At 62.9% G+C, this 25,888-nt stretch carries 17 protein-coding genes and 7 pseudogenes; 11 read left to right on the top strand and 13 right to left on the bottom strand.

Translation table 11 applies throughout. From position 1 onward, the window contains the following. Window positions 1–66: 66 nt before the first annotated feature. From AC21LY_RS01460 to AC21LY_RS01445, 4 genes are all read right to left on the bottom strand, one after another. Window positions 67–1,452, bottom strand: a complete 1,386-nt coding sequence (locus tag AC21LY_RS01460) for an MFS transporter (protein WP_489044364.1) — start codon at window positions 1,450–1,452, stop codon at window positions 67–69. A gap of 201 nt (window positions 1,453–1,653) precedes the next feature. Further along, window positions 1,654–2,349: an MspA family porin gene (locus tag AC21LY_RS01455; protein WP_489044363.1), complete on the bottom strand. Its 696-nt coding sequence runs from the start codon at window positions 2,347–2,349 to the stop codon at window positions 1,654–1,656. Between the two features lie 137 nt (window positions 2,350–2,486). Then, the gene (locus AC21LY_RS01450) at window positions 2,487–3,857 is read right to left on the bottom strand and encodes a glutamine synthetase family protein (protein WP_489044362.1); all 1,371 of its coding nucleotides are present in this window, start codon (window positions 3,855–3,857) and stop codon (window positions 2,487–2,489) included. After that, window positions 3,850–4,509: a hypothetical protein gene (locus AC21LY_RS01445; protein WP_489044361.1), complete on the bottom strand. Its 660-nt coding sequence runs from the start codon at window positions 4,507–4,509 to the stop codon at window positions 3,850–3,852. Before AC21LY_RS01445 ends, AC21LY_RS01450 begins: the two co-directional genes overlap by 8 nt. 672 nt (window positions 4,510–5,181) lie before the next feature. Here AC21LY_RS01445 and AC21LY_RS01440 point away from each other — a divergent pair. The 6 genes and pseudogenes from AC21LY_RS01440 (at window position 5,182) to AC21LY_RS01415 (ending at window position 10,628) form a co-directional block, all read left to right on the top strand. Next, a complete protein-coding gene (locus tag AC21LY_RS01440; protein ID WP_489044360.1) occupies window positions 5,182–5,868 on the top strand; it encodes a transporter in 687 nt (228 codons plus the stop codon). Between the two features lie 114 nt (window positions 5,869–5,982). Beyond that, window positions 5,983–6,726, top strand: a complete 744-nt coding sequence (locus AC21LY_RS01435) for a gamma-glutamyl-gamma-aminobutyrate hydrolase family protein (protein WP_489044359.1) — start codon at window positions 5,983–5,985, stop codon at window positions 6,724–6,726. A 54-nt stretch (window positions 6,727–6,780) separates the two neighbouring features. Next, a complete protein-coding gene (locus AC21LY_RS01430) occupies window positions 6,781–7,386 on the top strand; it encodes an AMP-binding enzyme (RefSeq protein WP_489044358.1) in 606 nt (201 codons plus the stop codon). Continuing rightward, window positions 7,383–8,174, top strand: coding sequence for an enoyl-CoA hydratase/isomerase family protein (locus AC21LY_RS01425; protein ID WP_489044357.1), 792 nt, complete (start codon window positions 7,383–7,385; stop codon window positions 8,172–8,174). Before AC21LY_RS01430 ends, AC21LY_RS01425 begins: the two co-directional genes overlap by 4 nt. Then, window positions 8,171–9,291, top strand: a pseudogene (locus tag AC21LY_RS01420) (Zn-dependent alcohol dehydrogenase). The gene AC21LY_RS01425 and the pseudogene AC21LY_RS01420 overlap by 4 nt, the downstream one beginning before the upstream one ends. Window positions 9,292–9,450: 159 nt before the next feature. After that, window positions 9,451–10,628: pseudogene (locus AC21LY_RS01415) on the top strand (aldehyde dehydrogenase family protein). Window positions 10,629–10,779: 151 nt separating this feature from the next. On the opposite strand, the gene AC21LY_RS01410 reads toward AC21LY_RS01415, so the two are convergent. From AC21LY_RS01410 to AC21LY_RS01400, 3 genes and pseudogenes are all read right to left on the bottom strand, one after another. Then, the gene (locus AC21LY_RS01410; RefSeq protein ID WP_489044356.1) at window positions 10,780–12,138 is read right to left on the bottom strand and encodes a flavin monoamine oxidase family protein; all 1,359 of its coding nucleotides are present in this window, start codon (window positions 12,136–12,138) and stop codon (window positions 10,780–10,782) included. Window positions 12,139–13,502: 1,364 nt separating this feature from the next. Then, window positions 13,503–14,013 (bottom strand): annotated as a pseudogene (locus AC21LY_RS01405) (DDE-type integrase/transposase/recombinase); the annotation flags it as partial. Between the two features lie 394 nt (window positions 14,014–14,407). Then, window positions 14,408–15,059, bottom strand: a pseudogene (locus tag AC21LY_RS01400) (IS3 family transposase); the annotation flags it as partial. Between the two features lie 158 nt (window positions 15,060–15,217). Here AC21LY_RS01400 and AC21LY_RS01395 point away from each other — a divergent pair. The 4 genes from AC21LY_RS01395 to AC21LY_RS01380 all read left to right on the top strand — a co-directional run bounded on the left by AC21LY_RS01395 (window position 15,218) and on the right by AC21LY_RS01380 (window position 20,655). Then, window positions 15,218–16,348 carry a PucR family transcriptional regulator gene (locus AC21LY_RS01395; protein WP_489044355.1) on the top strand — a complete coding sequence of 377 codons (1,131 nt, stop codon included), beginning with the start codon at window positions 15,218–15,220 and terminating at the stop codon, window positions 16,346–16,348. Between the two features lie 79 nt (window positions 16,349–16,427). Further along, window positions 16,428–17,810: an MFS transporter gene (locus AC21LY_RS01390; protein ID WP_489044354.1), complete on the top strand. Its 1,383-nt coding sequence runs from the start codon at window positions 16,428–16,430 to the stop codon at window positions 17,808–17,810. Window positions 17,811–17,860: 50 nt separating this feature from the next. Next, complete coding sequence (locus AC21LY_RS01385) at window positions 17,861–19,093, top strand: thiolase family protein (protein WP_489044353.1); 1,233 nt, start codon at window positions 17,861–17,863, stop codon at window positions 19,091–19,093. A 5-nt stretch (window positions 19,094–19,098) separates the two neighbouring features. After that, window positions 19,099–20,655 carry a class I adenylate-forming enzyme family protein gene (locus AC21LY_RS01380; RefSeq protein ID WP_489044352.1) on the top strand — a complete coding sequence of 519 codons (1,557 nt, stop codon included), beginning with the start codon at window positions 19,099–19,101 and terminating at the stop codon, window positions 20,653–20,655. Between the two features lie 244 nt (window positions 20,656–20,899). Here the strand turns inward: AC21LY_RS01380 and AC21LY_RS01375 are convergent. The 4 genes and pseudogenes from AC21LY_RS01375 to AC21LY_RS01360 all read right to left on the bottom strand — a co-directional run. Then, window positions 20,900–21,579: pseudogene (locus AC21LY_RS01375) on the bottom strand (IS30 family transposase); the annotation flags it as partial. Window positions 21,580–21,987: 408 nt separating this feature from the next. Next, window positions 21,988–22,266 carry a transposase gene (locus tag AC21LY_RS01370; RefSeq protein ID WP_489044351.1) on the bottom strand — a complete coding sequence of 93 codons (279 nt, stop codon included), beginning with the start codon at window positions 22,264–22,266 and terminating at the stop codon, window positions 21,988–21,990. Between the two features lie 471 nt (window positions 22,267–22,737). Further along, window positions 22,738–23,388 (bottom strand): TetR/AcrR family transcriptional regulator, encoded by a 651-nt coding sequence (locus AC21LY_RS01365; RefSeq protein ID WP_489044350.1) that lies wholly within the window; start codon window positions 23,386–23,388, stop codon window positions 22,738–22,740. Window positions 23,389–24,004: 616 nt separating this feature from the next. Then, window positions 24,005–24,285: pseudogene (locus AC21LY_RS01360) on the bottom strand (hypothetical protein); the annotation flags it as partial. Window positions 24,286–24,385: 100 nt separating this feature from the next. Here AC21LY_RS01360 and AC21LY_RS01355 point away from each other — a divergent pair. Further along, a pseudogene (locus AC21LY_RS01355) lies at window positions 24,386–24,556 on the top strand (transposase); the annotation flags it as partial. 274 nt (window positions 24,557–24,830) lie between these two features. On the opposite strand, the gene AC21LY_RS01350 reads toward AC21LY_RS01355, so the two are convergent. Further along, the gene (locus AC21LY_RS01350; RefSeq protein WP_489044349.1) at window positions 24,831–25,247 is read right to left on the bottom strand and encodes a hypothetical protein; all 417 of its coding nucleotides are present in this window, start codon (window positions 25,245–25,247) and stop codon (window positions 24,831–24,833) included. Window positions 25,248–25,390: 143 nt separating this feature from the next. After that, window positions 25,391–25,666: a hypothetical protein gene (locus AC21LY_RS01345; RefSeq protein WP_489044348.1), complete on the bottom strand. Its 276-nt coding sequence runs from the start codon at window positions 25,664–25,666 to the stop codon at window positions 25,391–25,393. Window positions 25,667–25,888 lie beyond the last annotated feature (222 nt).

The raw sequence follows: 25,888 nt of genomic DNA, 5'->3' as shown, positions 1-25,888 counted from the left end.
GCTCTACAGATAATGACGAGGTTGCGTCCGCCGCAGGCAGTCCGCTATGTCCGTCCCGTGTTGAGGTTAGAAATTCTGAGGCCCCTCTTCCTGGATCGTCCGTTGCGGTTGACGATTCGACATGAACGCGACTGCTGCGATAGCCGCGGATAGTCCAACAGCAATCCAGTATCCGAATCCGTACAACTCCTTGTCAGGCACTGTGATGTCAGTCTCGAGGATAGGCACGACGGAGGCACTCAGTATCATCGTGACCAGTGCGCTTCCGGCAGCAAACCCAACCGCCATGAACGTTCCCGCGATTCCTGACGCCATGCCTGCCTGACTACCCGGCGCGTGCACTTGGACGACGGTAAACGCTGCTGCGTAACCAAAACTGCACCCCAGACCGACGATGGCAGCGCCGACCAAGTAATGCCAACGCTCTGCGTGCAGAATGGCAAGCCATGCGAACCCCACTACGCATGCCGCAGAGCCCAGCAGGAATACGAGTAGGAATCGGCCCTTCTCCAATGGTCGTTTGACCACTTCCCCGCCGAGGAAGAACGTTACCGCGAACGGAAGCATCAGGATACCAGCATCCAGTGCCGACAGCCCAAATCCGTACGAATTCTCTGGAGCGAGCGCCTCAGCAGGCACCTGTGTGTAGTTGCTAAACAGCAGGAGGAAACAAGAGTTCACAGCGGAAAACGCGAGCATGCAGATGCACGCCCCGATAACTGGCGGCTTCTTCATTAGTTTAAGGTCGAATACAGCGTTGTTCGATTTCCGCTCGGCGAGCACCCAACCAATTCCCGCGACGATACCTATTGCCAGCGGAATCAGTGCGGCGATCCCCCATATCGATCCCTGGCTCAGAGCGAGGAGAATCGCTGCCACCCAACCTACCATCCATATCGCGCTGAGAGCGCCGATTCCACTACCCGCGCCATTTTCGATTTGTCCCGGAAGCACGAAGTAGGCAGCGATTGCGATCACGAATCCAATTCCGGCCAATAAGAAAAGGAACGAGCGAACGGATAGATATTCGACGACAAGTCCGCCACCGATCATACCGGCGACGATGCCGACGCCGGTCGTGATCACGAGCACCGCGACGCCTGTGTTTAGCCCACTCTCGCCAAGATTTCTCCGCAGGAAACCCAACGGCAGTAGCTGAGTTGCACCGCTGAGCCCCATGATTAAGCAGCCGACCAGCAGCGCGATGTAGGTCGGGACAAGCGCGGGAAGAAGCGCGCCGAACGCTCCGAGCAAAAGACAAGCGATCACCGCTACCCTATCCCCGTACACATCCGCCGCTCGGGGAAGCACGATAAAGCTGGCCCCACCCGTAAGAGTAAGGGCGGTGAAGAGCGAAGTGGCCTGCGCTACAGACGCCACATGGTACTCAACCTGGATCACCGGGAGTAGTGGCGCGAAGACGAAGACTATCGCATTTGACAAAGTGACCATTGCAACGCCGAGAGCGATGAGGCTCAGCGTTCGCGAGGGTCGGCTTACGACGGCTCCGTCGCTCGAATCTAGTCGGCCAGGCATATCTCGATCGTCCCTCTCCTTAGACTTGCTAATAAGTGTCTTGGTGCACAGTCCCTTACGTCCCGCACCTCCGGACGTGTGCAGTCCCTGGGATGGTCCGGGTGCATTCGCCTGTCATCAGCCCAGAGAGAATCTGTCACCCCAGACGACGATCGTCGCCTCGCTATTTCCGATCTGCGCAACAGCGTTAACATACAACTTCGCTTGCGCGTACCCACCGCATTGGTCCACGCCAATAGTCTGCTCGTCGAATGTCAAGGAACCGTGGTTACCCGCGAACTCATAGTAGGTCTTGGGTTCGGCCCAGCTAGGCTTGACTTCATCACCCGGCTTAGGAAATGTCGCCCGGTCGAACGTCAGAGGCTGATAGCCAATCATGCCGGCGCCGAGTACCAGTGATGAACCAGCCGTAGCGGTGGCGCTCGGCGCGAGCGTTTGGCCCGCATCCGTAGACAGCACCGGCCCATTCGCTCCTGCAGACACTGTCAATGGCTCGGCTCCGATATAGACCTGGCAACCTACAATAAAGCCGGCTTCGATTGCGCCACCTTCGGTCTCACCATTGATCTGAACGTCGATATGCCCGGAAACCCAGGCGTTCCGAGTCGTTGGCAACGCCACCATCCCCGGAGACAATTTCGCCGCCTGACGCGTCACCGAGACCACGATCGAACCTGGGCCGACTTTCTGCGTGACGTGCTTGTCCTTGAGCCGAAAGTAAGTATCCGACTGAGCCGGTCCCGCCTGTCCACAGACCAGAACAGCGGCGGTGACGGCTCCTGCCATTCCGACACGGATATAGTTGGTTTTCACAGAGACTGCTTCCTAGCTATGGTGCGATGAATTGTCGTCCATATAGTATGTCTGTCATTTAGTCCGTCATCGCGCACTAAGTGGTCCTTTCTACGATCGAGCACCGAGCGATTCCCGTCACTTCATCGTTCACCGCGTTACGGCAATTCGAAGTACCGCGAAAGTTCCCAGTCCGACAGCTCGACGTTCGGATCCCCCCCTGCGGTATGGAACTGCATCCACTCCCAGCGGCGGGTAGCAACCCAGAAATCAATGAACTGACTACCAAGTATTTCCCTCAGAATCGAGTCGTTCTCCAGATGATCTGCCGCCTTCGATATCGTACTGGGAATACGATCCACCCCAAGTCCTGGTGGCATGCACCAAGCCATTGTCGCGGTCTGATTCGGAGGTTCGATCTGCCGCTCGATTCCTCCGGCAATACCAGCTAGAACTGCCGCAACCGCCAGATAGAGATTGGCGTCAGCCCCGGGCGTCCGATACTCAAGCCGAGAGTACGCAGGGTGTCCACACACCGCGCGGACAGACGTCGACTTATTGGCGATACCCCACGAGATCGTTGTGGGTGGACCGCTGAGGTCCACGAGGCGACGATAGGACGTTATCTGCGGCAGCACGATCGAAGTAGCACCCGGCATGGTGGCCAGGAGCCCTCCGATCGCATTCCTCATAACCGGGGACGGCCCATCCTCGGCATAAAAGGCGTTCACGCCGTCACGTTGTAGAGAGACGTTGATATGTGACGCCTGACCGTATCCTGCAGTGGGCTTCGCCATGAAGGTGATACTGAGACCATGCGCATATGCAACCTCACGAGCGATCTGCCGGGCACGTGCCCAAGCATCGCAGACAGATACAGGCGTGCTCGGAACCAGGTTGAGTTCGGCCTGCCCAGCTGAGCCCTCATCGCTCCACGCATCCCACTCGAGCCCCACTTCGCTCAACCTGCGCGCCAGGTCGGTCATATAGTCGCGCCAGCGCTGGGACTTAGCCAGATTGTACGCCGTTCCAGCTGGACCGCCCAGCGGCATGAGGTCACGGTAGCCCTTCGCCCGGGCCTCGTCGAATGACTCTTCGAACAGCGTCATCTCGATCTCCACGGCGACAACTACCGAGTAACCGTGCTCTTGAAGCCGTGCGGTCATCGTCTTGACCAGATTCCTCGGGCAGACGGGCAGCGGCTCGCCGTTTAAGCGCCAGAAGTCTCCGATGACCGCATTGAGACCCGGTTCCCATTCGACGAGCGTATCCATGTCCGGGCGGAGATAGATGTCTGCGAGTTGGCCTCGCCACTCCGGATAGGCCCGGCCCATGTGTGACTGATTCCCCAGATCAAGGCCGAAGAGAAGGTCCGCGAAAGCGAACCCATTGCTTATTCCTGACTGAAATTTATTGCTCGACAGAAACTTCCCATGGAGCGCACCATCGTGGTTGGTCGCTTCGATCCGGTACGTCTTGCCCACAGACGACTGTGAATCCTGATTATGCGTCACTTGAACGTCAGACACCGTATCTAACCTTCCATAAAGCCCCGGTCAATGCTGAGAGTTGCGACATGCTGCCGTTGAGGCCAAGATTGCCGCTCGCAAGTGCCGCAAGAAAGTCATCCGCGCCACTAAATACACCTGCGAGAAGATCGGCTGGTCCCGCTACGAGGTACTCGTGCGAACCGCCCCCTACTTGGAGCAGCTCCTCTCCTCCGTCAGGTGCCACGGCGACGACCGTCAGTTTGTCGGCAAACTCGTGGTGCGATCCGACTGCGGACCAGAAGCTCTCTACCGAGTCTCGCCACGGTGGGACCCTTGGATAAAGCCTGTCGAGGACCGCTTCAACCTTGTCAAGCGGTCCGTCTGAGTCGCCCACAGACTTGAACCGGTCGTAGATGTTCACCATGATCGACACTTCAGGGCAGGGCGCGATGCCGCTGGTGACAAGAGCGTCTCCGCTTGTGAACGCGATCGTTGCAACCTGAGGTGTGTCGTGCGCCCGCACCTGGGCAACCGTGTCCAGGCAGCCTGGCGGTGACGGGCTGTACCCCGCCATAGCAGAGTTCTGCAGTGCACGTCCGACCAGGCGGACGAACGGAGTCGCATCGTCTTCGACGTCTACCCGGTACAGCGAGGACGCCTTAGGCAAACCCGCTTCTGTCTGAGCATGCATTTAGGAGACCCTTCCGGCGTTCCGGGGTTCGAACAGACGCGACCCCTTGCTGGCTGCCACGGCCACGTAGAGCAACCACGGCCGTGTAGATCAGATGTTCATAACGAACAGTTGCTATACTGAGGCGTGGATCACATCTTGTCAACCGCTTCGGCAAAGGTCACGTGATGGAGGCCCTCCATGGCCAGGTCGGCATCGCGTTGCGGTCTGCCGACACCAGTCGGCCGAGGAGCGGATCGGAGCCCGGGGCCTCCGTGGTTCCGATCCGATGCCTCGGAACGTTCTGGCAGCGTCGACACGGCTTGCCGCCGCACGAAGTGCGACCCCTGCATGGCGCGAGACGGCACCTGCGCTGATCTCGGCGCCGCGCTGGTTCGGGACCGCGCGCGGTCGTCCGGTATGAGCACCTCGTGCTGCACGAGCGTGGGGTCGCTATTCAGCGTGCGCGCCGCGCGTGAGGACCCTGGGGACGAACACTCGCTTGACTGTGGCCCGCGCCACTGCTCTAATTCTTGAACATGTGATCAGGTTGTTAGTTCTGCCACCTAGCGCCGACGCCTCGATCGAAATCCACGACCACGCGAGGAGTCGCCACACGGCGCCGGCTGGTCAAGGCCGGCCGAGGAGGGGCCGAACACACTTCGCTCAATCTCGTGACCCGAGGAGGGACTTATGGCAATTCGAGATCTACTATTTCTCATCGCGGACGTCTGGATGATTGCTGTCGCCCTAGTGTGCGGCGTGCTCTTCATCCGCAAGTTCAGAAATTATCTACTAGGAATAGAGTGGCTTATCATGGCAACATCAGGGACGAACTTCTTAGTTGCGTCGATGCTGGCCGCTGCGGAGACGAGCCCCTTGTTCAAGGTGGCCTACTTCCTCGACGCCTTCTCCAGGTCAATCGGGTTCACGCTAATCCTGGTTCTCGGATTGATGATGGTGACACATAGCTACAAACCGTCCGTCACTGTTGAGGTTGCAGCATTCGCTCTCGCGGGCGTGTTCGGATACGTTCTGTACGCCTACGCCCAGGAGATCGGAACACCCGGAAAGGCGTTCTTTGTCATTGCGGCCTATCTGACGACCGCCTTTATGGCCTACTTTATAGTCCGGCTTATTCAGTTGGGGGAGCTCAAGCATGCCATAGCGGTCGGGGTCTCGTCGGTCCTTAATCTCTTCATTGCGACGATCTACGACTTCTGGACGATTCCTGGCGATGATGCCAACCACACCCTGTTCTACACCGCCGCCCTTACCGTTTGGGGGCTTGCCATGCTGACGATCTACTTGGCGTACGCCGCATTCCACACAAAGAAAAAGCACCTAAGTGAAATGGACACAGTTCCCGCGGGCGTCTGACGTGCCGCAAGGGCGAATTGGCTGTAGCATCGCCTGAATTTGACCTGAACTTCACTAGTGCAATCTGTTGATCGGATGTTCACGAGTTAGGATTTACACGCGACCCGTAAGCCGTTGATAGGGATCACCGGTCGCCGTTTCAGTCTGGAGCTGGTTCAGGGGATGGACGGGCGTTATGCGGCAGAGTGTATGGATTCGTTTATGTCGGCGTTCGCGACGCGTGTTGCGGCTGCCGGTGCGGTGCCGGTGCATTTGCCGTATGAGGCGGATCCCGTGGAGGTGTGTGAGTGGCTGTCCGGTGTGGTGATCACCGGAGGGCAGGACGTGCACCCCGCGCGCTGGGGTGGCGATACCTCCGTCGTTCGGGGTGTTGATCCGCGTGTGAATATGAACGCACACGATCAGGCACGTGACGAGTACGAGTTCGCGCTGACGCGGGCCGCGATCGACCGGGGGATCCCGCTGTTGGGCGTGTGTCGGGGGATGCAGGTGCTTAATACCGCCCTAGGTGGCACCTTGATCCCGGATCTCGCCCCCGGCCCGATCGCTCACTTGTCCTCGCTCTCGGCGCCCACCGACGGAGACCGTGCACATGTCGTCTCGTTCGTTCCCGGATCCACCGCCGCCTCGGCCTTCGGTACGAGCGTGACCACCAATTCCTGGCATCACCAAGCCGTCGACCGCTGTGGCACGGGACTCGTCGTGTCCGGGCAGACGCCGGATGGGGTGGTCGAGGCGATCGAGCTGCCTGGTGCACCGGTGCTTGGCGTCCAGTGCCACCCCGAGTGGATGGACCGCGACCACGCACTCGTGTGGCTCGTCGAACAGGCACGACAACGACAGGAGGCTTGGTCATGACGACCACAACGCCTGATGCCGCACCCCGCCGGGCCGTCGCCGCGGAGGACATCGGTGGCGTTCCCCGGACACGGACTGTCACCGCTCTCCTCGCCGACGGTTCCGGGTGAACTGACGGTCGCCGGGGTTCCGATGATGCTCGGCTACTGGAACCGCCCTGACGAGACTGCGCGGACGCTGCGTGATGGCCGCCTCCACACGGGAGATGTAGCAGTCGCCGATGAGGAAGGAGGGATCCGCCTCGTCGGCAGGGTCAAGGACATGGTCCGCCGCGGCGGCGAGAACGTGGCAGCGGCAGAGGTCGAGGCCGCGCTCGAGCATAACGACGCCGTCATCGCCTCGGCGGTGGTCGCCGAGCCCGACGACGTCCTCGGGGAGGAGGTCAAGGCCTTCGTACAGCTCGTCCCCGGCGCCGCCGCCGACCGGGCGACGGCCGAGGCGATCGTGAGCCGCGTCGCCGCGCTGCTCGCCCGGTTCAAGGTTCCGCGGTACATCGAATTCGTCGCGGATTTCCCCCGCACACCGTCGGAGCGAGTATCCAAACCCACGCTCAAGGCCCGCGCCGCCGAATGCCCGGGCACCGTCTTCGACCTCCGCCTGCCACGGGCGTCCGAAACAACCACAGCCACGGCCGAGACCCCTGACGAGGAGAAACCATGAACCCCACCGACGAAGCCGCCGGACAGGTGCTAGTGGAGGTGACCGGCGACGTCGCGGTGATCACCCTGCATCGACCGGACAAACTCAACGCGCTGACCATCGCGATGCGCCTGCGGCTGGCCGCCCTGATCCGCGAGTACGGGACGGGTGCGAAAGCCCGCGGCATCGTCCTGACCGGGACCGGTCGCGCCTTCAGCGCCGGCGAGGACCTGACCACACCGCCGACCACGTTCGACGAGATGCGGGAGACCTTCGAGACCTTCCACGACATCACCCGCGCGGTGATCGAGACCAGGGTGCCCGTGATCGCGGCGGTCAACGGGATCGCTGTCGGCGGCGCCTCGGAGATCACCCTGTGCTGTGACGCCCGCCTGGGAACACCCGAAGCCACCTACTTTCAGCCGGAGAACGCGCGCGGGCTGACCATCTCCAACGCCTCGAGCGTGCTCCTTCCCAGGATCGTAGGCAACCACGCCATGCGGATGGTCCTCGGCTCCGAGCGGATCCCAGCCGGCGAGGCACTGCGGATCGGCCTGCTCGACAGCGTCATCGAACCCGATGAGCTCGTTGAGCGCGCGATCGACACGGTGCGCGCCTGGACCCCCGAAGGTGGGAACAACACCGCGCTGCACCTGGCACTGCTGCGGCCTCCCGCCGAAGAGATCGAGCGCGCCTTCATCCGCGAGGACGCCGCCGCCGACGAATCCTGGAACACCGGCGCCTTCACCGCGGGGATCGCTGGATTCTGGGCGGCCAAGACACACACCACCACCGGAGGGAATCGATGATCACCACCCGCGCCGCGGTGCTGACCCGGGTCGGCGAGCCGCTGGAGTTGACCTCCATCACGGTCGACGACCCCGAGCCGCACGAGGTCCGGATCGCCGTGACCCACGTCGGCCTGTGCCACAGCGACCTGCACTATATGACCGGTACCGTCGAAACCCCACTGCCTGTGGTCGTCGGACACGAGGTGGCGGGGATTGTCGAAGCAGTGGGCTCGGCCGTCACCGGCCTGCGCATCGGCGATGCCGTCACCGGTGCGCTCACCCCGTCCTGCGGGCAGTGCGGCAATTGCAACACAGGCCGGTCGACCCAGTGCCAGCGGCAGGAAGAGGTCCGCCAGCGTCCCCGGCCCGCGTACACGTTGCCCGACGGCACCCGGTCGCCCGGCTCGGCGACATCGGGGCGTTCTCCGAGCGCATCCTGCTGCGCGCGAACGCTGCCGTCCCGCTCCCCGGCGACGTTCCCACCAGCGTCGGCTGCCTCTTGTCCTGCTGCGTGGTGACCGGCGTCGGCGCCGTGTTCCGCGGCGCGCAGGTACGGCCCGGCGCCACGGTCGCGGTTATCGGCTGCGGCGGCGTCGGCTCGGCCGTCATCCAGGGCGCCCGCCTCGCAGGTGCTTCGGCGATCGTGGCGATCGACCTCGACGACGCCCGGCTCGCCGCCGCACGCACTTACGGAGCCACTCACACCGTCAACGCCGCCGGAGATGTCCCCGCGGCCGTCCGCGAATTGCTCGGCGACGGAGCCGACTACGCCTTCGAAGCCGTCGGATCCGCCCATACAGCCGCCATCGCACTCGCCGTCGTCCGCCCAACCGGAACCGCGTGCCTCGTCGGGATAGCCCCCGACGGCACCCGCCTAGAGGTGCCGGCGTCCGACTTCTTCTTCAGCGAGAAGCGCCTCATCGGCTCCTACATGGGCTCGGGACAGGCGCGCGAAGACATCACCCAGTTCGCCCGGCTCTATCAGCACGGCCGACTACTCCTCGACGAAATGGTCACCGACATCATCGACTTCGACCAGATTAACGAAGGATTCGAGGCAATGCGCTCCGGTGAGGTCACCCGCATCGTCGTCGCCATGCCTGCTCGTCCCGACACCACGGAGGTACCCCGATGACATCGACTCCCATCACGATGGCCGAACCCCGCAGCTACATCGCCGGCGAGTGGGTCGATTGCGAACTCCTCGACGCCTGGAACGTCGACCCGAACACCCGCGAGCCTCTCCACCGCAGCGTCACCACCGCGGAGTCCGATCTCGAGCGCGCAGTGCAGCATGCAGAGCACGCCTACGAAACAGCCGATTTCATATCGGACACATTCCGAATCGAGCGCGCTGAAGCGCTCGACCGGGCGGCTTCGAAGGTCGGGGAACGACTCGAGGACATCGCCCGCGCCGACGCCATCACCAGCGGAACCGCCATCACCGCCACCCGCAAACTCGCCGCCCTCCTCCCCTCCCGGATCCGATCCGCCGCCGCCGACGCCCGCCCCCCTCCGCGTCACAGCCCTCCCCGCTGGCGGGCGCGATGTCCGATTGCACCGCGTGCCCTGGGGGCCCGCCGCCATCCTCACCCCCTGGAACGGCCCCAGCTTCATCCCCGCTGCCAAGATCTCCAGCGCCATCGCGGCCGGCTGCCCTGTCCTGCTCAAGCCCTCCGAACACGCCCCCACAAGCGCGCAAGTCATCGTCGAGTGCTTCATCGAAGCCGGCATGCCCGACGGTGCCCTCCAACTCATCCACGGACCGGGAAACATCGGAGCCGCACTCACCGGCGACCACCGCGTACAGGTTGTCTCCTTCACCGGGGGGCCCGGCGCCGGCCGCGCCATCGCCCGCGCCGCCGCCGAAGACTTCAAGTCCTCCAACTCGAACTCGGCGGCAACAACCCCGTCATCGTCCTCGACGACGCCGACGTCGACACCACCGCCGACGGCATCCTCGCGGGCATGACGACCCTCAACGGCCAGTGGTGTGAAGGTCCCGGCAAGGTCTTCGCACCGCACCGCCTCGTGCAGCCCCTGCGGGAGGCCCTCGCCACCAGGATCGCCGCGCTGCGGATCGGGCACTCCCTCGACGAAAACACCGACATCGGCCCAATCTCCAACGGACCTCACTACCAGACACTGCAACAACGGATCAGCGGTCTGCGCGACCTCGGCGCCGACATCGACCAACCCGCGCGCCTCCCCGAACTCGCGGGATTCTTCCTGTCTCCCACCGTTGCCACCGGCGCGGACCCCGACCGCGCCACAGCCGAGCTGTTCGGCCCGGTCGTCTCGCTGCACGGCATCGGATCCGACGACGAAGCGCTTCGTTCAGCCAACGCACACCCGTCCGGGTTAACGCGAGATAGCCCACGTGTCAGTCCGGCATCTCGCTCGCGTCGCCGAGATTTTCGACTCTTGTCTGAGTCAGGCACCAACCCTCGGCGCAGGTTCTTACCAACATAGCCAGAGGATTGGATTAGCTCCTGACGTGCTTTTCGAAGTGCCGGATAGATCCGACGGAAGAAGAGGCGAGTAACGTAGTCGAATCCGCGATCTACTCGGGCTACCTCGCCTCTCCGTGTCCGGCGCGCCGCGCACATGCCAACATATGGTCTCAGAGTTGCGCTGCGACTTCCGAGGCCGCACGTTCTGCCGCACGCACACCGCCCTCAAGGTACGACTCGAACTCGGCCGATGACTCGGCGCCCGCCCAGTGGACCCGTCCCACCTGCGCTTGTCCGGCGTCGGTGCACGTGGTGATGATTCCGGTGCTGCGGATCCCGGCGACGCCAGCGATCCACGGCTTGTCGATCCACGACACCTCATGGTACTGCGCAAGGTTGCGCGCCTGCGGCCCGAACAGCGTGACAAGGTCATCAATGTAAGCTTGTTTCCGGACGTGGACATTGTTCAGCGCTGCCTCAGAAGAGGTGAGTCCGGCGCCCGTACTTGCAGTTCCCTCGAAGGTGACGATGATCCCCATGCTCCCGTCGGGAGGGGAGTTGTCTGCTACAAAGTGCGCGAACGGCAGATCGGTGATAGCCATGCCGTTGAGGCCCTGTTCGCGCCAGAACGGGCGCTCGTACACGGCAAATATTTTCCGTTCGAGTCCGCTGCGCCATGATCGCTGTAATTTGACACGGCGTACCGGTAGTTCCGGTAGGAAAGAAATCCTCTGTGCGTCTCCGGGGGTCATGGCGACGACGACTCGGGCACATGTAATTTCGGTGTTCGGCGTGCGCACTACTGCTCCGTCGGCATCCTGTCGAATTTCCAGCGCCGGAGAGTTTAGTAAGATCCGCTCACCGAGCCGCGCCGCGAGCGCGTCAGAGATTTGTTGGGTGCCACCTACCACGCGCGTCTGCTGCGCACCGCCACCGACGCTGACCATGTACTCAAATCCACCGGAGCTTGTCAGCTGGTGCAGTGCTTTGAGCAGCGACACCTGGTACGGATCCTCAGCGAGGGGAAGAGTGAAGCCGACGTTGAACGCGTGCCGGGCCTCGGCGGCGAAGCTGTTCGAATCCAGCCAGTGCCCGAGGGATACCGAATCCCACTCGACCGCCTTGGGTGCGGTCCACGGCGCGTCAATGGGGACCGTCCTCGCCATCCATTCTAGTCTTATGCTCGCCTGAACAAAGTCCGCCAGCGCTAACACCCCCATCCGTGGGATCGTCTTGTCCGACCGTTTGATCTTTCCTCGGTACAAGTACAAGGCGTCGCCGTCGGTATAGGTTGGAAATGTTTGCAATCCGAGCTCTGCTATGAGGCTGCGCATGCGATTATGTTTCGGGCCGATCCATTGGCCGCCCCCCTCGGTGATCACCCCGCCACCGAGGTCGAGGTTGATCAGGCGTCCCCCGGTTCGATCGGAGGCCTCCACTATCGCGACGGAATGGCCGCGCTCTAGCAGCCTATGCGCCGTTGTCAGGCCGGAGATTCCGGCTCCTACGATGACTACGTCGACGTTCATCTGGCTTCCTATCTACTGTGAATGGATCAGAATCTCAGCGCGCAGGGGCGTCAATGCGCTCGAGTACGTTATAGAATGTGTGCGGGTCGGGCCACTGTTCGGGCGTGAATGCGCCAAGCTGGTGCGTGAACATACCGTCCCCCAGCTACACAACTTAAACAGATCTGATATTGGCAAGAGATATGGCGAGCGCCACAACTGACAGATATAGTTGCGCAGGCATACACGCCTACGAAAGTTGTGCCTGCGCCTGGCGGCGATGGCCACTTAGTCACAGCAGCGCATTGGTCGGAACAAATAGGCCAGACGTGGCGGAATGTACGCTGACGGAAATCGGCATACGCAGCGATTGCGGTTAGGTCGCACAGGTATCGCGACGCCGATTGCATGGAGGTGAGCGCGAACAACAGTAATACCCACCAGGCCCGATTCCCGCATTCTCGTAGGGAGTAGCCCATTCATTGGAGTTCTGTGTCATATTCATTCCATCTTTCAGGATCGCAGATCTGAGGGTCTACGACGAAGCGCTACTCGCCCGCAATTTTGGGATCACTCAGAGAGGGTCGAGGCAGTACCCCGATCTCACAAGAGATAGTAAGAGTACGTAAATAAAGCCATGAGGACTACCTATATTGCGCCACGAATCCCGCCGAGTCGAGCCATGGATCGCAGCGAAGCAACCCCAAAATGTAATTGCTGCTTCCGCGGCATCGAACAGAACGCGAATCCCCCACGTTCTCAAACGTAGTTAATAGATATCTCAAGGGTTGACGCGCGAGTCTTATCTTGAAACAAGAGGTTACTGTCGCAGCGACGACTTGCGTTGTTCCTGGTACGTAGATTCCATCGAGTTATCCGCAATAATGCTACCCTTCCGTTTTTGTGTTCGCATCTGCCACTTCGCTACCCCTCGTTCACGGGAATATCCGGCTATCACACATATCGGTGGTCGATGTCAGCGGCACCTACACCACTTGCAGTGGTGAGATCTACCTGTACAGCGGCGTGCTTCTCCGCCGGAACAGTCGCGCACCATAAAGGTTATACTGCAGCATGCCTTACGTGACCCCGACGACCCGGCCAGGATCATTTACTTAACATTAAGCGTTGGTGGTCTCACGCGCAATATCCGCCGCGGTTAAATAGATCACGGATGGTTGACGCAGATCACGATCTGCACGTACTGGAACGATCCGAGGCGGCAGGGATGGGGCGCAGTTCGCCAACGTCCAGGCGACGAAGGATCTGAGCGTGCCGTGTCGAATGCGATTGCAGTGCCGCACTTCTGAGGGAAAGTTTGGCGCTCTTCGGGCTTGAGCGGGCACGGCCTGGTCTGAACCGCCCCGGTGTGTCCGGAGACTGACTCAAACAGTCACCGGCACCTGATGATGGGGTGCCCTCGCAGCGTAGTACGCGGTCTCCAACTCTGCGGGTGGGATATCGCCGCAGTACTCGTAGGGCCGGCGGTGGTTGAACCAGTCGACCCATTCCGCGGTGCCGTACTCGACCTGCTCGACACTCTTCCACGGCTTGCGGGGTTTGATCAGCTCCGTCTTGTAGAGCCCGTTGATCGTCTCAGCGAGTGCATTGTCATACGAGTCGCCCACGCTGCCAATCGAACCCGTGATGCCGGCGCCGGCGAGCCCCTCGGCGAACCGGACAGAGGTGTATTGGGATCCGGCGTCGGTGTGGTGAATGCCCCCGGCCGGATCGTGCCCTTCGCGGCGACGCGACCAGACGGCGTGGGCGAACGCGGCCAGCACCAGATCGGTCGTCATGGTCGGTCCGACGGTCCAGCCGATGATCCGGCGAGCGTACGCGTCGGTGACGAACGCGACGTAGGCCACAGCCGGCCCAGGTGGACACATACGTGTAGGGGTCGGACCGGGGCGCCCTGTCAGCCTTGCAGCTGGTGGGTTTCCCGGCCCGCCCTCCGAACCGGACGTGCCCATTCCTGAGCATCACGAGGGCCCACCTTCGGGGCGGCGGGTGCGCGGTGCAACCCAGCCCAGATCCGCCAGATTCGAGCTGGTGGGTGCTCTTGAGGGCCGTTCAGACACTGGTTCCTCACGTATACCTCTCCGTCTCGCTAGCCGGGCCCACGCCGTCTGGCAGTGCCGACGCGTCCCGGCGTTGTCAGGGCCGTTTTCCACCCTTCACCCCCGTCCCGGGGATCGGGCTGCCCTCAGCTTCACCATGCTGCTGCGACAGCACAGTGGTGCAGATCTCTCACCTCCACTCGACCAAACAGCGCCTCGCGGCGCACCATGTCCGCGACCCACAGCTGGTCCGGTCGGGTCGGGGCGAACCGCGTTGGACCAATCCGGGTGCCGGCCAGCGCCGCGGTCGGCGATCGTGGTGCGTCTGACCTTGCCCCGCACCGCGCCCGCAGGCCGGCCTCACGCATGATCCGCTCAACGGTGCAGCGTGCGACCGTGATGCCCATCCAGTTGAGGACGATCCACATCTTCCGCGCCCCGAACACGCTGTAGTTCGCCGCACGCACCTGCCGGATCTGATTGGTCAGCACCGCCTCCCGATACTCCGCACCGGTGGCGGGACGAGCGACGTGCTCGTAATACATGGACGGGGCGATCGGCACACCATGCTCGCTCAGCACCGTGCAGATCGGTTCGACACCCCACCGCAGACCACCCGCCTCACCCGACAGACATGCATGCGGATGAAGTCCACGATCACCCGTGTGGCCGGTCGAACTCGGCCGCGAAGAAAGCCGACGCCGCCTTCAAGATCGCATTGGCGCGTTTGAGCTCGGCGTTCTCCCGCTTAAGCCGGCGGATCTCCTCCGACTCCACCGACGTCACCCCGGCCCGTTCACCAGCGTCGACCTGCGCCTTCCGGAACCACTTACGGACCGACTCCGCCGACGTCACCCCCAGCAGCGCAGCGACCCGCTGCATCGCCGCGTACTCCGTCTCATCCTCCGGCCGCTCCGCGACCATCCGCACCGCCCGCGCCTTCAACTCAGCCGGGTACCGATTCGATGTACTCCCTGCCATGACTCCAACCTTCCAACAATCAGAGTCTCCGGACTTCGAGCGGCAGGGATGATGTGTGCATGGATACGGACTCCAGCCCTCGGCTCGATCGAGTCGTCGAGGATTTTCTTCGGGATGACTCGGACCTCCAGACGATCGTGGACCTGGTCCGTCGGCGGTACCCGTCCTATCGGTCAGTTCCGGTGGAGCACATGTTCGCCAGCGGGCGCCGGTCGCGGGAGCTCATCGCCGGCGTCCTGCTGACTAGCACGGTGCCTCGGGCGGAGGAGATGTGGCAGGCGGAGCGGATCACCGTTGAACGGATCGCTGACGGTGTCGCCCGCGAGGACATGATCTCCGCCTATCTGCTCCTCCTATCGTGCATGCGTGAGGAACTGCTGGCGCTGGGGCGAAAGCACGGCCTGCGGAGCGACGAGGTCGTCGAGGTTCTGCATCTGCTGTCTCAAGTCGTGGATGAGTTCGCGACGAGGGGCCGTTCGGCGTATCGGCGGCATCTGACCGTGCTCACCGAGCGCGAGCGTCAGCAGAGAGCGGATTGGCTCCTCGACCTTTTGGAGAAGCGACTGACCGTCGGCGAGATCGACGAGGGTGCGGCCAAGTACCGAATGGACCGGGTTTCGCCGTGGCGCGCCTTCTACGCCGAGGTCCCGGCGGGCGACGAGGACCGTGTGCTCCGCGCGATCGTGGGGCAGCACACCGACGGCCGGCGAGTGCTCGCCGCGATGCGACCAGGTCGGGTCGTCGGTGTTGTCGCCGACGACATCGGCAGTCTGGAAGGGATCACCGTCACGCTCGGTCAGCCGCATCCGGTTGCGATGCTGCACGTCTCGTTCGAGCAGGCATGTGCGCTGTTTCCAGCCGCGCGGGCGTGCGGTGACGGCGTCCGCGTCCTGGCTGATCTCGGATGGCGTGCGTGTGTGCCGGTCGCCGGTCCCGCTCATGCGTTGTTTCATTCCCGTTACATCGCACCTTTGGACCGGGAGGGCGACTTCGGGGTGGAGATCCTCGATGTCCTCCGGGGGTACCTCGAGCATGAAAGGAGCATCCCGCGCACCGCCGAGGCCCTCCACCTGCACGTCAACACCGTGCGGTACCGCCTCAGGCGGTTCGAGTCGTTGACCGGCCGCTCGCTACAGGCGACCGAGACGATAGTCGAACTCTCCCTCGCCCTGTTTGCGTCCTCGATGTAGATGGCTACAACAATCTTCGTTCGATGACATGACCGCCTACATGTCCTGAAGCGGCTGGCCGTCGGATTCTTATTCCCATGTGCTCTGCATCACTGGCCATGAGGAACAGGAACTACGAATGACCATCCCAGACCATGCACCGGACGCAGTTCCGGGACGAGCCGCTTCGATGGCGGGGAGCGATGCCTCACCTACGCGCGTGGGCGCGTTCCATCGCAGGCAGTTGCTCGCCGTGACGATCGGCAACGCCGTCGAGTGGTTCGACTGGTACCTGTACGCGCTGTTGGCTGTCTATTTTGCGCCTCAGTTCTTTCCGAAGACCGACGCGAGCAGCCTCGTCCCGTTGTTGTCGACGCTGGCGATTTTCGCTGCCGGCTTCTTCGCCCGTCCACTCGGCGGGCTCTTGATCGGAGCGTTCGCCGACCGCGTCGGTCGCCGCGCGGCGTTAACCTACACGATCGTGGGGATGGGTATCGGTAGCCTTCTCATCGGTGCGGCCCCGACCTACGCGCAAGTCGGACTCGTCGCACCGATCATCCTGCTCCTTGCTCGGGTCCTGCAGGGAATCTCGACCGGGGGCGAGTACGCCGCGGGCTCGGCCTTCGCCATCGAATCCGCTCCCGAGCGCCGACGGGGCTTCTTCGCGAGCCTGATGTACGTCAGTTCCACGTCCGCGAACCTCGCGGCGATCGGGATCGTCTCGGTCCTCGTCGCAGTCCTCGACGCCCGGGAGATGGCCGAGTGGGGATGGCGGATCCCGTTCCTGATCGGATTCCTCATCGCCGCGACCGGACTGTGGGTGCGTCGTCACGCCGAAGAGACCCTCGACGAGGCCGCGGAGAAGAGCGGGTCCACCGAGCGACCGGGGATGTTCGACTTCTTCCGCCGCTACCCGAAGCAGGCGATTCAGGTGGTTGGACTGACCGCTCTGCCCGCGATCGTGTTCTACATCTGGACTGCGTATCTGCCGACGTACGCCAAGATCACCGTCGGTTTCGACGTGAAGAAGGGAACGATGTCGGGTCTGATCGCGTTGACGGTGTTCCTCGTGATCCTCCCGTTATTCGGGATGCTCTCCGACAAGATCGGACGCAAGCCGCTGATGATCACGTTCGGCCTGTTCTTCACTCTTGGCACTGTGCCGCTGCTCGCGCTCGTGCGTGCTGACTTCACGAGCGTCCTCATCGTTCAGATCGTGGGCTTGGTGTTTCTCGCGATGTTCTCGTCCGTAGCCGTCGCCGTCGTGGCAGAGCTGTTCCCGAGCGATGTCCGCAGCGCGGGGTCCGGCTTCCCCTATGCACTTGCCGTGGCTGTCTTCGGCGGAACGGGACCGTACATCGCGACCGCCCTCGTCGAGGCGGGCTCCACTCATCTGTTCGGCTGGTACATCGCCGCGATCGGGTTGATCAGCACCATCTTCTACGTCCGCGTCCCCGAGACAGCCCACCGGCCTCTGCTCTGACCATGTCATGCCCCTCACCCCCTCGTTCCCCCGACAGGAGAAGTACCAACATGTCTACCCGTGTCTGGATCGCCGGCGTCGGTATGACGCCGTTCGGCAAACACCCCGATCTGAGTAACCACGACCTCGCGCGGCACGCCATCCGAGACGCCGTCGCCGACGCGGGCAGCGCGGCGTCGCTGGAAGGGATCGAAGCGGCGTTCTACGGAACGAACACGCACAGCCCGTTGGAGGGGCAGACCTCGGTGTCCGGACAGATCGCGCTGCGCGGCATCGGCCTTCAACGCATCCCTATGTACAACGTCGAGAACGCATGCGCCACGGGGTCGTCCGCGTTCAACCTGGCTGTCAACTTCATCCGCGCCGGTGAGGCCGACATCGTACTCGCAGTCGGTTCGGAGAAGATGCACGTCGGTGATCGAGCGCGCACGATGGAACTGTTCAACGGAGGCTACGACGTCTCGGACCCCGCCGGCCTGGACCGCACTCTGACCGAGCTCGGCGGAACGATCGACGACAGTGATCTCGGTCCTCGCTCGGTGTTCATGGACATCTACGCGGCGATGACCCGCAATCACATGCGCGCTTTCGGCACCACTCAAGAGCAAATCGCCACGATCGCAGCGAAGAACCACACGCACGCCGTCGACAATCCCCGTGCGTACTTCCGGCGCGCGATGTCCGTCGAGGAGATCCTGGCCGCCCGCCCACTGTCATTCCCGCTGACGGTGCCGATGTGCGCGCCGGTCACCGACGGTGCTGCCGCAGTCGTCGTCTGCAGTGACGAAGGCCTGCGACGCCTCCTAGCAGAAGCGCCGGTCGAGGTCCTGGCAACAGTCATCGGCACAGGAACGGACCGCGACATCACGACGTTCGATGGTCACGTGTGCCAGATCGCAGCCGACCGCGCCTACGAGCGCGCCGGGATCTCTCCAGGGGACATCGACGTCGCCGAGGTCCACGACGCCACCGCCTTCGGAGAACTGCTGCAGACCGAGTTGCTCGGTCTCGTTCCGCTCGGGGGAGGAGGCCCGGCCGCCGAACGGGGCGAGACCAGCCTGGGCGGACGGATCCCGGTAAACCCATCCGGAGGGCTGGCGTCCAAGGGCCACCCCATCGGTGCAACCGGTCTCGGCCAGATCTTCGAGCTGACCGAGCAGCTGCGCGGCCGCGCCGCCAGCAGGCAGGTCGATGGTGCGCGCTTCGCAATCGCCGAGAACGGTGGCGGCTTCCACCGAGGCGAAGAAGCCGTCGCCTCAGTCACCATCCTCGGAAGGCGGTGACCCCGATGGCGACCATCGACTTCTTCGATCGCGGCTGGAGCATGGACCCGCACGCGGTCGCCTACCGCACCCCCGCGCGCAGCTGGACGTACGATGAGGCCCACCAGATGTCTTGTCGCATCGCGAATACGCTCATCGACGCAGGTTACGGTCGCGATACCAAGGTCGGCGTGCTTGCCCCGAACGGCGCGCTCGCATGGATCTGCGTCCTCGGAGTCTGGCGCGCTGGCGCGGTCTTCGTGCCGCTCAATCATGCCAGCCCGGCCGCCGACACGGCCGACCTGGTCGACAGATTCGACGTCGACGTGCTGCTGTTCCATCCGGATCTTCAGTCTCAGGTGCAGCAGATGGCAGAAGCCCGCGCGTCGCTGCTCACGATCGCCCTCGAACCGCTGCCATCCGGTGGTCTCGACCTCTCCACATGGACCGCCAGCGCCCGCGACGAGCCACCGAGCGTCGAGTACGACCCCGATGACACGGTCATGATCTCGCCGACCGGTGGCACGACGGGCCGGCCGAAGGGCGTCGTGAACACGCACCGCAGTATGGCGGTCATGGTCGCGCACCAGATGATGGCGCTGCACTACCCCGACCACGAGCGGTCGGTGAACCTCGCTGCCGCGCCGATGACGCACTCGGCCGGAGCGCTCACGCTGCAGGCGACCGCCCGCGGCGGCACGGTGGTTATCATCGAACGGGCCACCGCCGAGGCCGTTCTCGCGGCGATCGAGGAATTCGGTGTCACAGAGCTGTTCCTCCCACCAACCGTGATCTACCGCATTCTCACCGAGCTTGAGCACCGCAGCACCGACACCTCATCGCTGCGGTACCTGCTCTACGGTGCCGCGCCAATGTCCGTCGAGAAGCTGCGCTACGGCATCGAGCGCCTCGGCCCCGTGTTCATCGAATGCTACGGCCAGACCGAAGCGCCGGCCGGGATCGCGTTCATGCGCCCCGACGAGCACCTCGTCGACGGAGCGCCTGCCCCACCCGACCGATTGGGAGCCTGCGGGCGGCCATACCCCCTCGTCACGGTGAGCATCCGCGATGTCGACACTGCGGAGCCGCTGGCGACGGGGCAGACCGGGGAAATCTGTGTGGCGGGCGATCTCGTCATGAAGGGCTACTACAACAACCCGCAAGCCACCGCAGAGGCCATCCGCGGCCGATGGCTGCACACCGGAGACATCGGCCATCTCGACGACACCGGCTACCTCCATGTCACCGACCGCAAAAAGGACCTCATCATCTCCGGTGGTCTCAACGTCTACCCCAGCGAAGTCGAACAGGCACTCTGGAGCCACCCTGCAGTTGAAGAATGCGCAGTCGTGGGCGCGCCCGATGAAGACTGGGGGGAACGAGTGACCGCCTACGTCGAACTGAAACCATCCGGCGAGGTCACGACCGAAGCCCTCCGCGCCTACTGCCGCGACCTCCTCGGCCCGGTCCGTGCGCCCAAGGATGTCTTCCTCGCCGACCGGCTCCCCAGAAGCGCCAACGGGAAGGTCCTCAAACGTGAACTGCGCCAGCAGCTCTGGAACCACGCAGAACGGACGATATGACCGGTGGAGACCAATGTCGCAGGCTTGCGCCCTAGGGGACCGACGACGAGAAATCTTCCGGAAAGCGTCGATATCAGTCGTACTGAGCCACTGGAGCCGTGACAGGTCAGTCACCACTCGAGCGCCGCGGTTCGGCGCAGCAGTCCCATCTCCGTGCCTTGGTCCTAGGTCAGGCCCTGTTTCATGAACGAGGGCAGTCCCTGGAGACGGTCGATGAGCACATCAGCGACGCCGGTGGCGTGCTTGCCGTCGGGCAACCCGAGCAGCAGCATGTACCGGGTGGTCCGCTCGACCAGGGTGACCATCGCGGACTTGCCGCCCTTGCCAACGACGAGTCACCTTCCCATCATCCCGGCACCCGCCGATCGGTGACGCATTCAGGGCGGTCGTCGGTGGAGACCATCCCGACGATACGCGCTGAGCGTTCCCCGACCTGCTTCCTCGGCTTCCGGCGGGTTCGTTTGCTGTGCAACATGATCCCTTGGCGGCCGAGCTCACCTCTCGGGAGCACGTAGATCCATCGGTAGAACGCCTCATGTTGGACGAGGCGGCCTGTGCATCCGGGGAACGATCCATGACCTCCACCGTGCTGTCCTGCGCTTCCAGACGCAACCGGCCAGCGATCTGCCGTGGTGTCCGGGAGGCTTTCAAGTCCGCCACTACCCGCGCCTTCAACACCGGATCGGATTCCACCGCAGACTGTTTCGGGCGTTGCCGCTTCGTCGCGGCCTGCTTGTCGGCGCGCACCGCCCGGTACTTCCCGCCGGCATCGCTGTTACGGCGGATCTCCCGCGACACCACCGAGGCGCACCGCCCGATATGCGCCTCGATCTGCCTGACACCTCCGTTGGCCTTCACACCCGCCGCGATCTCCGACCGCTCCTCCAACGTCAATGTCCGCCGCACCACCGCGCCCACCCTCATTCCCGGATTCCCGACCTGACCTGTTGCTACCCCCCATGACACCGCCGGTTGTGAAAGAGGCGGCGATCGGGGAGTCGATGAGCGAGAGTGCCTGATTGAGGTGGTTGCGCACGCTGACGGTCGTTACGTTCACCACGAAGCCCGGGATCTTGACCGGGTTTCCCGGACAGCTTGTATGACGGTTTCAGGCCGCCGATGATGTGGCCTGGGCGTGGTGGTGATTATTCTTGTACTCGACGAGCGCGAGGTAATCGATTCCGGAGTGACGAAAATGCGGATTGTACCATTTCCAGCCGGTCCGGTACCCCGGCCGCGCGCCGCATGAACTCGAGGCGGCCCGTAAGACGCCCGACACTTGGCATGAATGTCACGGATCTTGTTGGCTAGATATGTATCCGACTGGTCCCTTTAGAGGAGGCGCGGCTCCGCCGCTCGTAGAACCCCGATCTTGAGATCGTTCAGGCCTCGGTAGGCCACCGCGACGGAGTACCCGTCGGTGGTGAGTTGACAGACCAGCCCGAACCCACTCGAGAGGATATTGTCTCGAGCGAAGTGCGCACTCGCGCGTTTGAGTATCTCGACCTCCTGCTCCAAGCGCTTCTTGTCGCGGCGCAGCTGGGAAAGCTCCGCTCGCCAAGAGGTGCTTAAGCCTTCTTTACGGCGGGCATCGACATCGTCGAGGTTCATCCACTTGCGCAAAATACCACGAGGAGATACCGAGCCCCTTCGCGATCTGCGCGACAGAAGCACCGTCCTCGCGGGTCAAGTTTACCGCGGGGCGGCGGTACTCCTTAGGATGGGCAGCGGGCGTGGCGCGGACTCCTCTCCTGCAGCATCAACGCTACAGATCAGGTGTCCGGAGAACCCGGGTCAAGCTCCGCTCAATCGTTTCGGCGTACTCTGGGATCTTTCCAGCTCACAAGGAAGCGGCTGGAAACCCGGGACAGTTCAATCCTTACAGTCCCCCGCCCCATCGCCTACATCGGATATGAGCACAACATCCTTGACCATTCAACTACGAAGACCCCACGGGACAGAAGAACCCGACGCCATACGTCAGACCACTGGGACGCCCACTCTCCCCGCGGGACCGAACCGGCCCTAAATTTTCAGTTCGAAACCGGCAAGCCAGGACAGCCCCCTCATGAAAGACTGAGGTTAAGGGTGCACGGAAAGCCAACTCATGAGTGATGTGGAGGGCTCGCGATAAGTGACGGAAGGAGCGGGAGGAGCGGGAGGAGCGGAAGTATCAGCGCCTTGTTCGTTCGTAATATTATCCCGTAGCCACATTTCGAGCACGTCAAGCGCAAGGTCCATTTGACGTGAGGCTGTCACTTGCCCAGTCGGCAAGAACCAATTGAGTGAGAATCCGTCTGCAATCGCGGCGATGACTTCGGCAAGCTCACGGAGCTTCTCTTCGGGGACCCCGTTATGATTTGCCGCTTTGAGATTAGAGCGAATCGAGCCGAACGCGGAGTCATATATGACCTGGGCCGCCTGGCCGCTTCGTCGGTGTGACCAGAGCACCACTTCCACGATCGCAGACCCCATAGTTCGGTTGCTTCGATACCAGTTCATCAAGCTTTTGACCATTGCGCGCGCGGCTGTTTCTACGTCAGCACGGGATATTTTGCTTAGAGCTCGGCGATAGCCGCTGGCAATTTCTTCGGCAACGGCATTGAAGAGTTCCTCTTTGGAGGAATAGCAGTAGTACAAGGAAGCCAGAGGCGCCTGCGCCTCCGTGGCGATGCGCCTAGTAGTGGCTCCGTCTACTCCTTGCTGAGCAATAACACGGACGGCCGCTTCCACGAAATCCGCTCTCCGATCATCCGCTGATCTGCGCACCATCGAGTACCTTTCTTCAAAATTCTAGGCTCTGCATCAAGCCGACCAGAAGCTCGATCACTATTCTAGACTACCATCGGTCGATCAAACGGCGTCGGCTAAGGTATTTCAGCGCGTCAGTAATGCGGGGTCTGCCATGTTCTCTGCAGTGAAATATCGTGCTATCCTAGTAGGCCCGCGACTGAAGTCGTCTTGCGGTCGATCTTCGCGAGTTATCCTCCGCGGTCCTGATCCTGACGAAGGGATGCGAGCGGGGTTCCAGCCGTTGACGAACGCGCGGATCGCGGCCTTGAGCTCACAGACCGAACCGAAGGCCGCGGTAGATCGCCAGGCGTTCGATGATGCCGAACCAGATCTCGACCATGTTCAACTACGACACTGAGGTGGGGTGAAATGCGAAAATGTACGGTGATCTGGGGATTCTCGGCCAGCCAAGCGCGGGCCTCTTGCACCACGACGTCGCAGTAGGCCGCGAGACCAACAACCGCTCCGCGATCTCCGCCATCGCCACACCCTCCGAAGCCCACAGCACGATCCGGGCTCGCGTCACCAGACCCGCAGGGCCCCGGCGTTCTCGGTATCAGTTGCTTGACCTGGGGAGTTGAAGCAGTCGGTCGCTGGTGGCGATGGTGAGGCAGGTGGTGCGGCAGGCCTCGGCAATGTTGGTGGCGCCGTGCAGTCGGTGCAGGTTCATCGCGGTGTTCCGCAGGGTCGCCAGGATCTGCGGGGTGGCGTCGGTGCGGATCTGGGAGCGGTCCTCGTCGAATATCCAGTCCCGGACGTATTCTCTATGCCCCAGTGCTGGCGGAGCCAGGCGGCGATCTGGTGTGGTTTGGCGAGTTCGAACGGTGCGGGGCAGACGCAGGGCTCCGGCGTTCTTGGTTGAGGTGTCCTGATATTCCGATGGATGGACGGATACGACAACATCAACAACGGCCTCGCGGAGAGGGTGCATCGGCGCGAGATCCTGGCCTACTTCGACACTGGCGTGAGCAACGGCCCGGTCGAAGCGATCAACGGACGCCTTGAGCACCTGCGTGGCATCGCCCTCGGCTTCCGGAACCTCAAGCACTACATCTTGCGGTCACTGCTGCACTCCGGTCAGCCCGCTGACCGGGTCAACGCACTCTGAATCAGGAAGAGCCGGTTCTGGCGCCTCGCCAGTTCAAACACATCGTCACGGCTCCCAGTCCAGAGAGTCTCATATCTAAAGCGACGAGACGTTGTCCATGTCCGATTCGCCCAACGCGCTGATGCAGGTCGCACGATCTCAGATCCCGGTCTCACCGCGCCGGTCGCGGATCCCTGTCAGACCTACGTGTGAGACTGCCTTCATGGCCGAAACCTCAAGCCCTGCAGTCGGAGCCATCGCAGACTACCTTCGAGTCTCTACGGAGCACCAGAGCCTAGATCAGCAGCACAACGCCCTCGCCGCCGCACGCATCGAACCCCGAGCTCACTGTCTTCGCGTCATCCTGCTCGATCACCTTTCCCGTGACAGCCACACGGGTGGAGGCAACCGTGATGGTGGGTTCGTCCGCATCGAGGTCGACTGCGCTCCAGCGCAACCCCGCCAGCTCTCCACGCCGGAGACCGAGGAGGGCAAGGTGGGCGAACGACTCACGCCGTCGCGCGTAGCTGTCCGTGCCCTCGCCGTGAGCCTCCCCCAGCAGCTCCACCTCCGCCTCGGAGAGGCTGTCGTCGATCTTCATCGCGGGCTCACCCAACGGCTTCCGCAGCGGCTCGGCGAGGGCGACGACCTTCCGGGCGACGATGCCCTGGGCATGCAGGTCAGCCCAGACCTTCCGCCACCGAGCGAGCATCGGATTGATGAGGTGCGCTTCCAGACCCCGCGATCGCCCGCGCCGGTACGGAGGTCGGTGACAAGCCGCTCGACGTCCGCCTTGCTGATGTTCTGCACCTTCGTGTCGCCGTACGCGGCGACCACAGGCGCCAAGGAGAACTTCTACGCGGCAGCCGTGCTCGGCTTCGTTCGCGCAGCCTTCGCAGTGAGCCAAGCTTCTACCGCCTCGTGCACCGTCAGATCGCTGGGCGCGGTGTGGGTAGCGGATTCGAGTTCGGTGAGGGTCTTCGCGTGCCACGCCTTCGCCTCGTCGAGCGACCGGAACCGCTTCCGATGCTGCAGCCGCTTGCCGCCAGGAAGGGTCGCGTTGATCCGCGCCTCGTAGCGCGGTCCACGGGCGCCTTCGACGCGCGTGATGTAGCTGGGGAGTCGAGCCATGAGTTCATCCCATCGGTGATTTCTGCGATCACCAGTCAGCTGGGACGACACGCCGACACAGGGCCCAGAACTCATTCCCGGGCGAAAGTGGCAAACTGTGGCAGGTTCGGGGGTCCCGACGCCGTCTCCGGCACCGAAACCCCCTCTGAACTGCGGAAGCGGAGGGATTTGAACCCCCGGTCCGGTTAAGGACGCTCGCTTTCAAGTCACCGCTAACTGGGT

The sequence above is a fragment of the Tsukamurella sp. II2bb genome (assembly GCF_057815145.1).
This window is presented reverse-complemented; position numbering and strand designations above follow the sequence as displayed.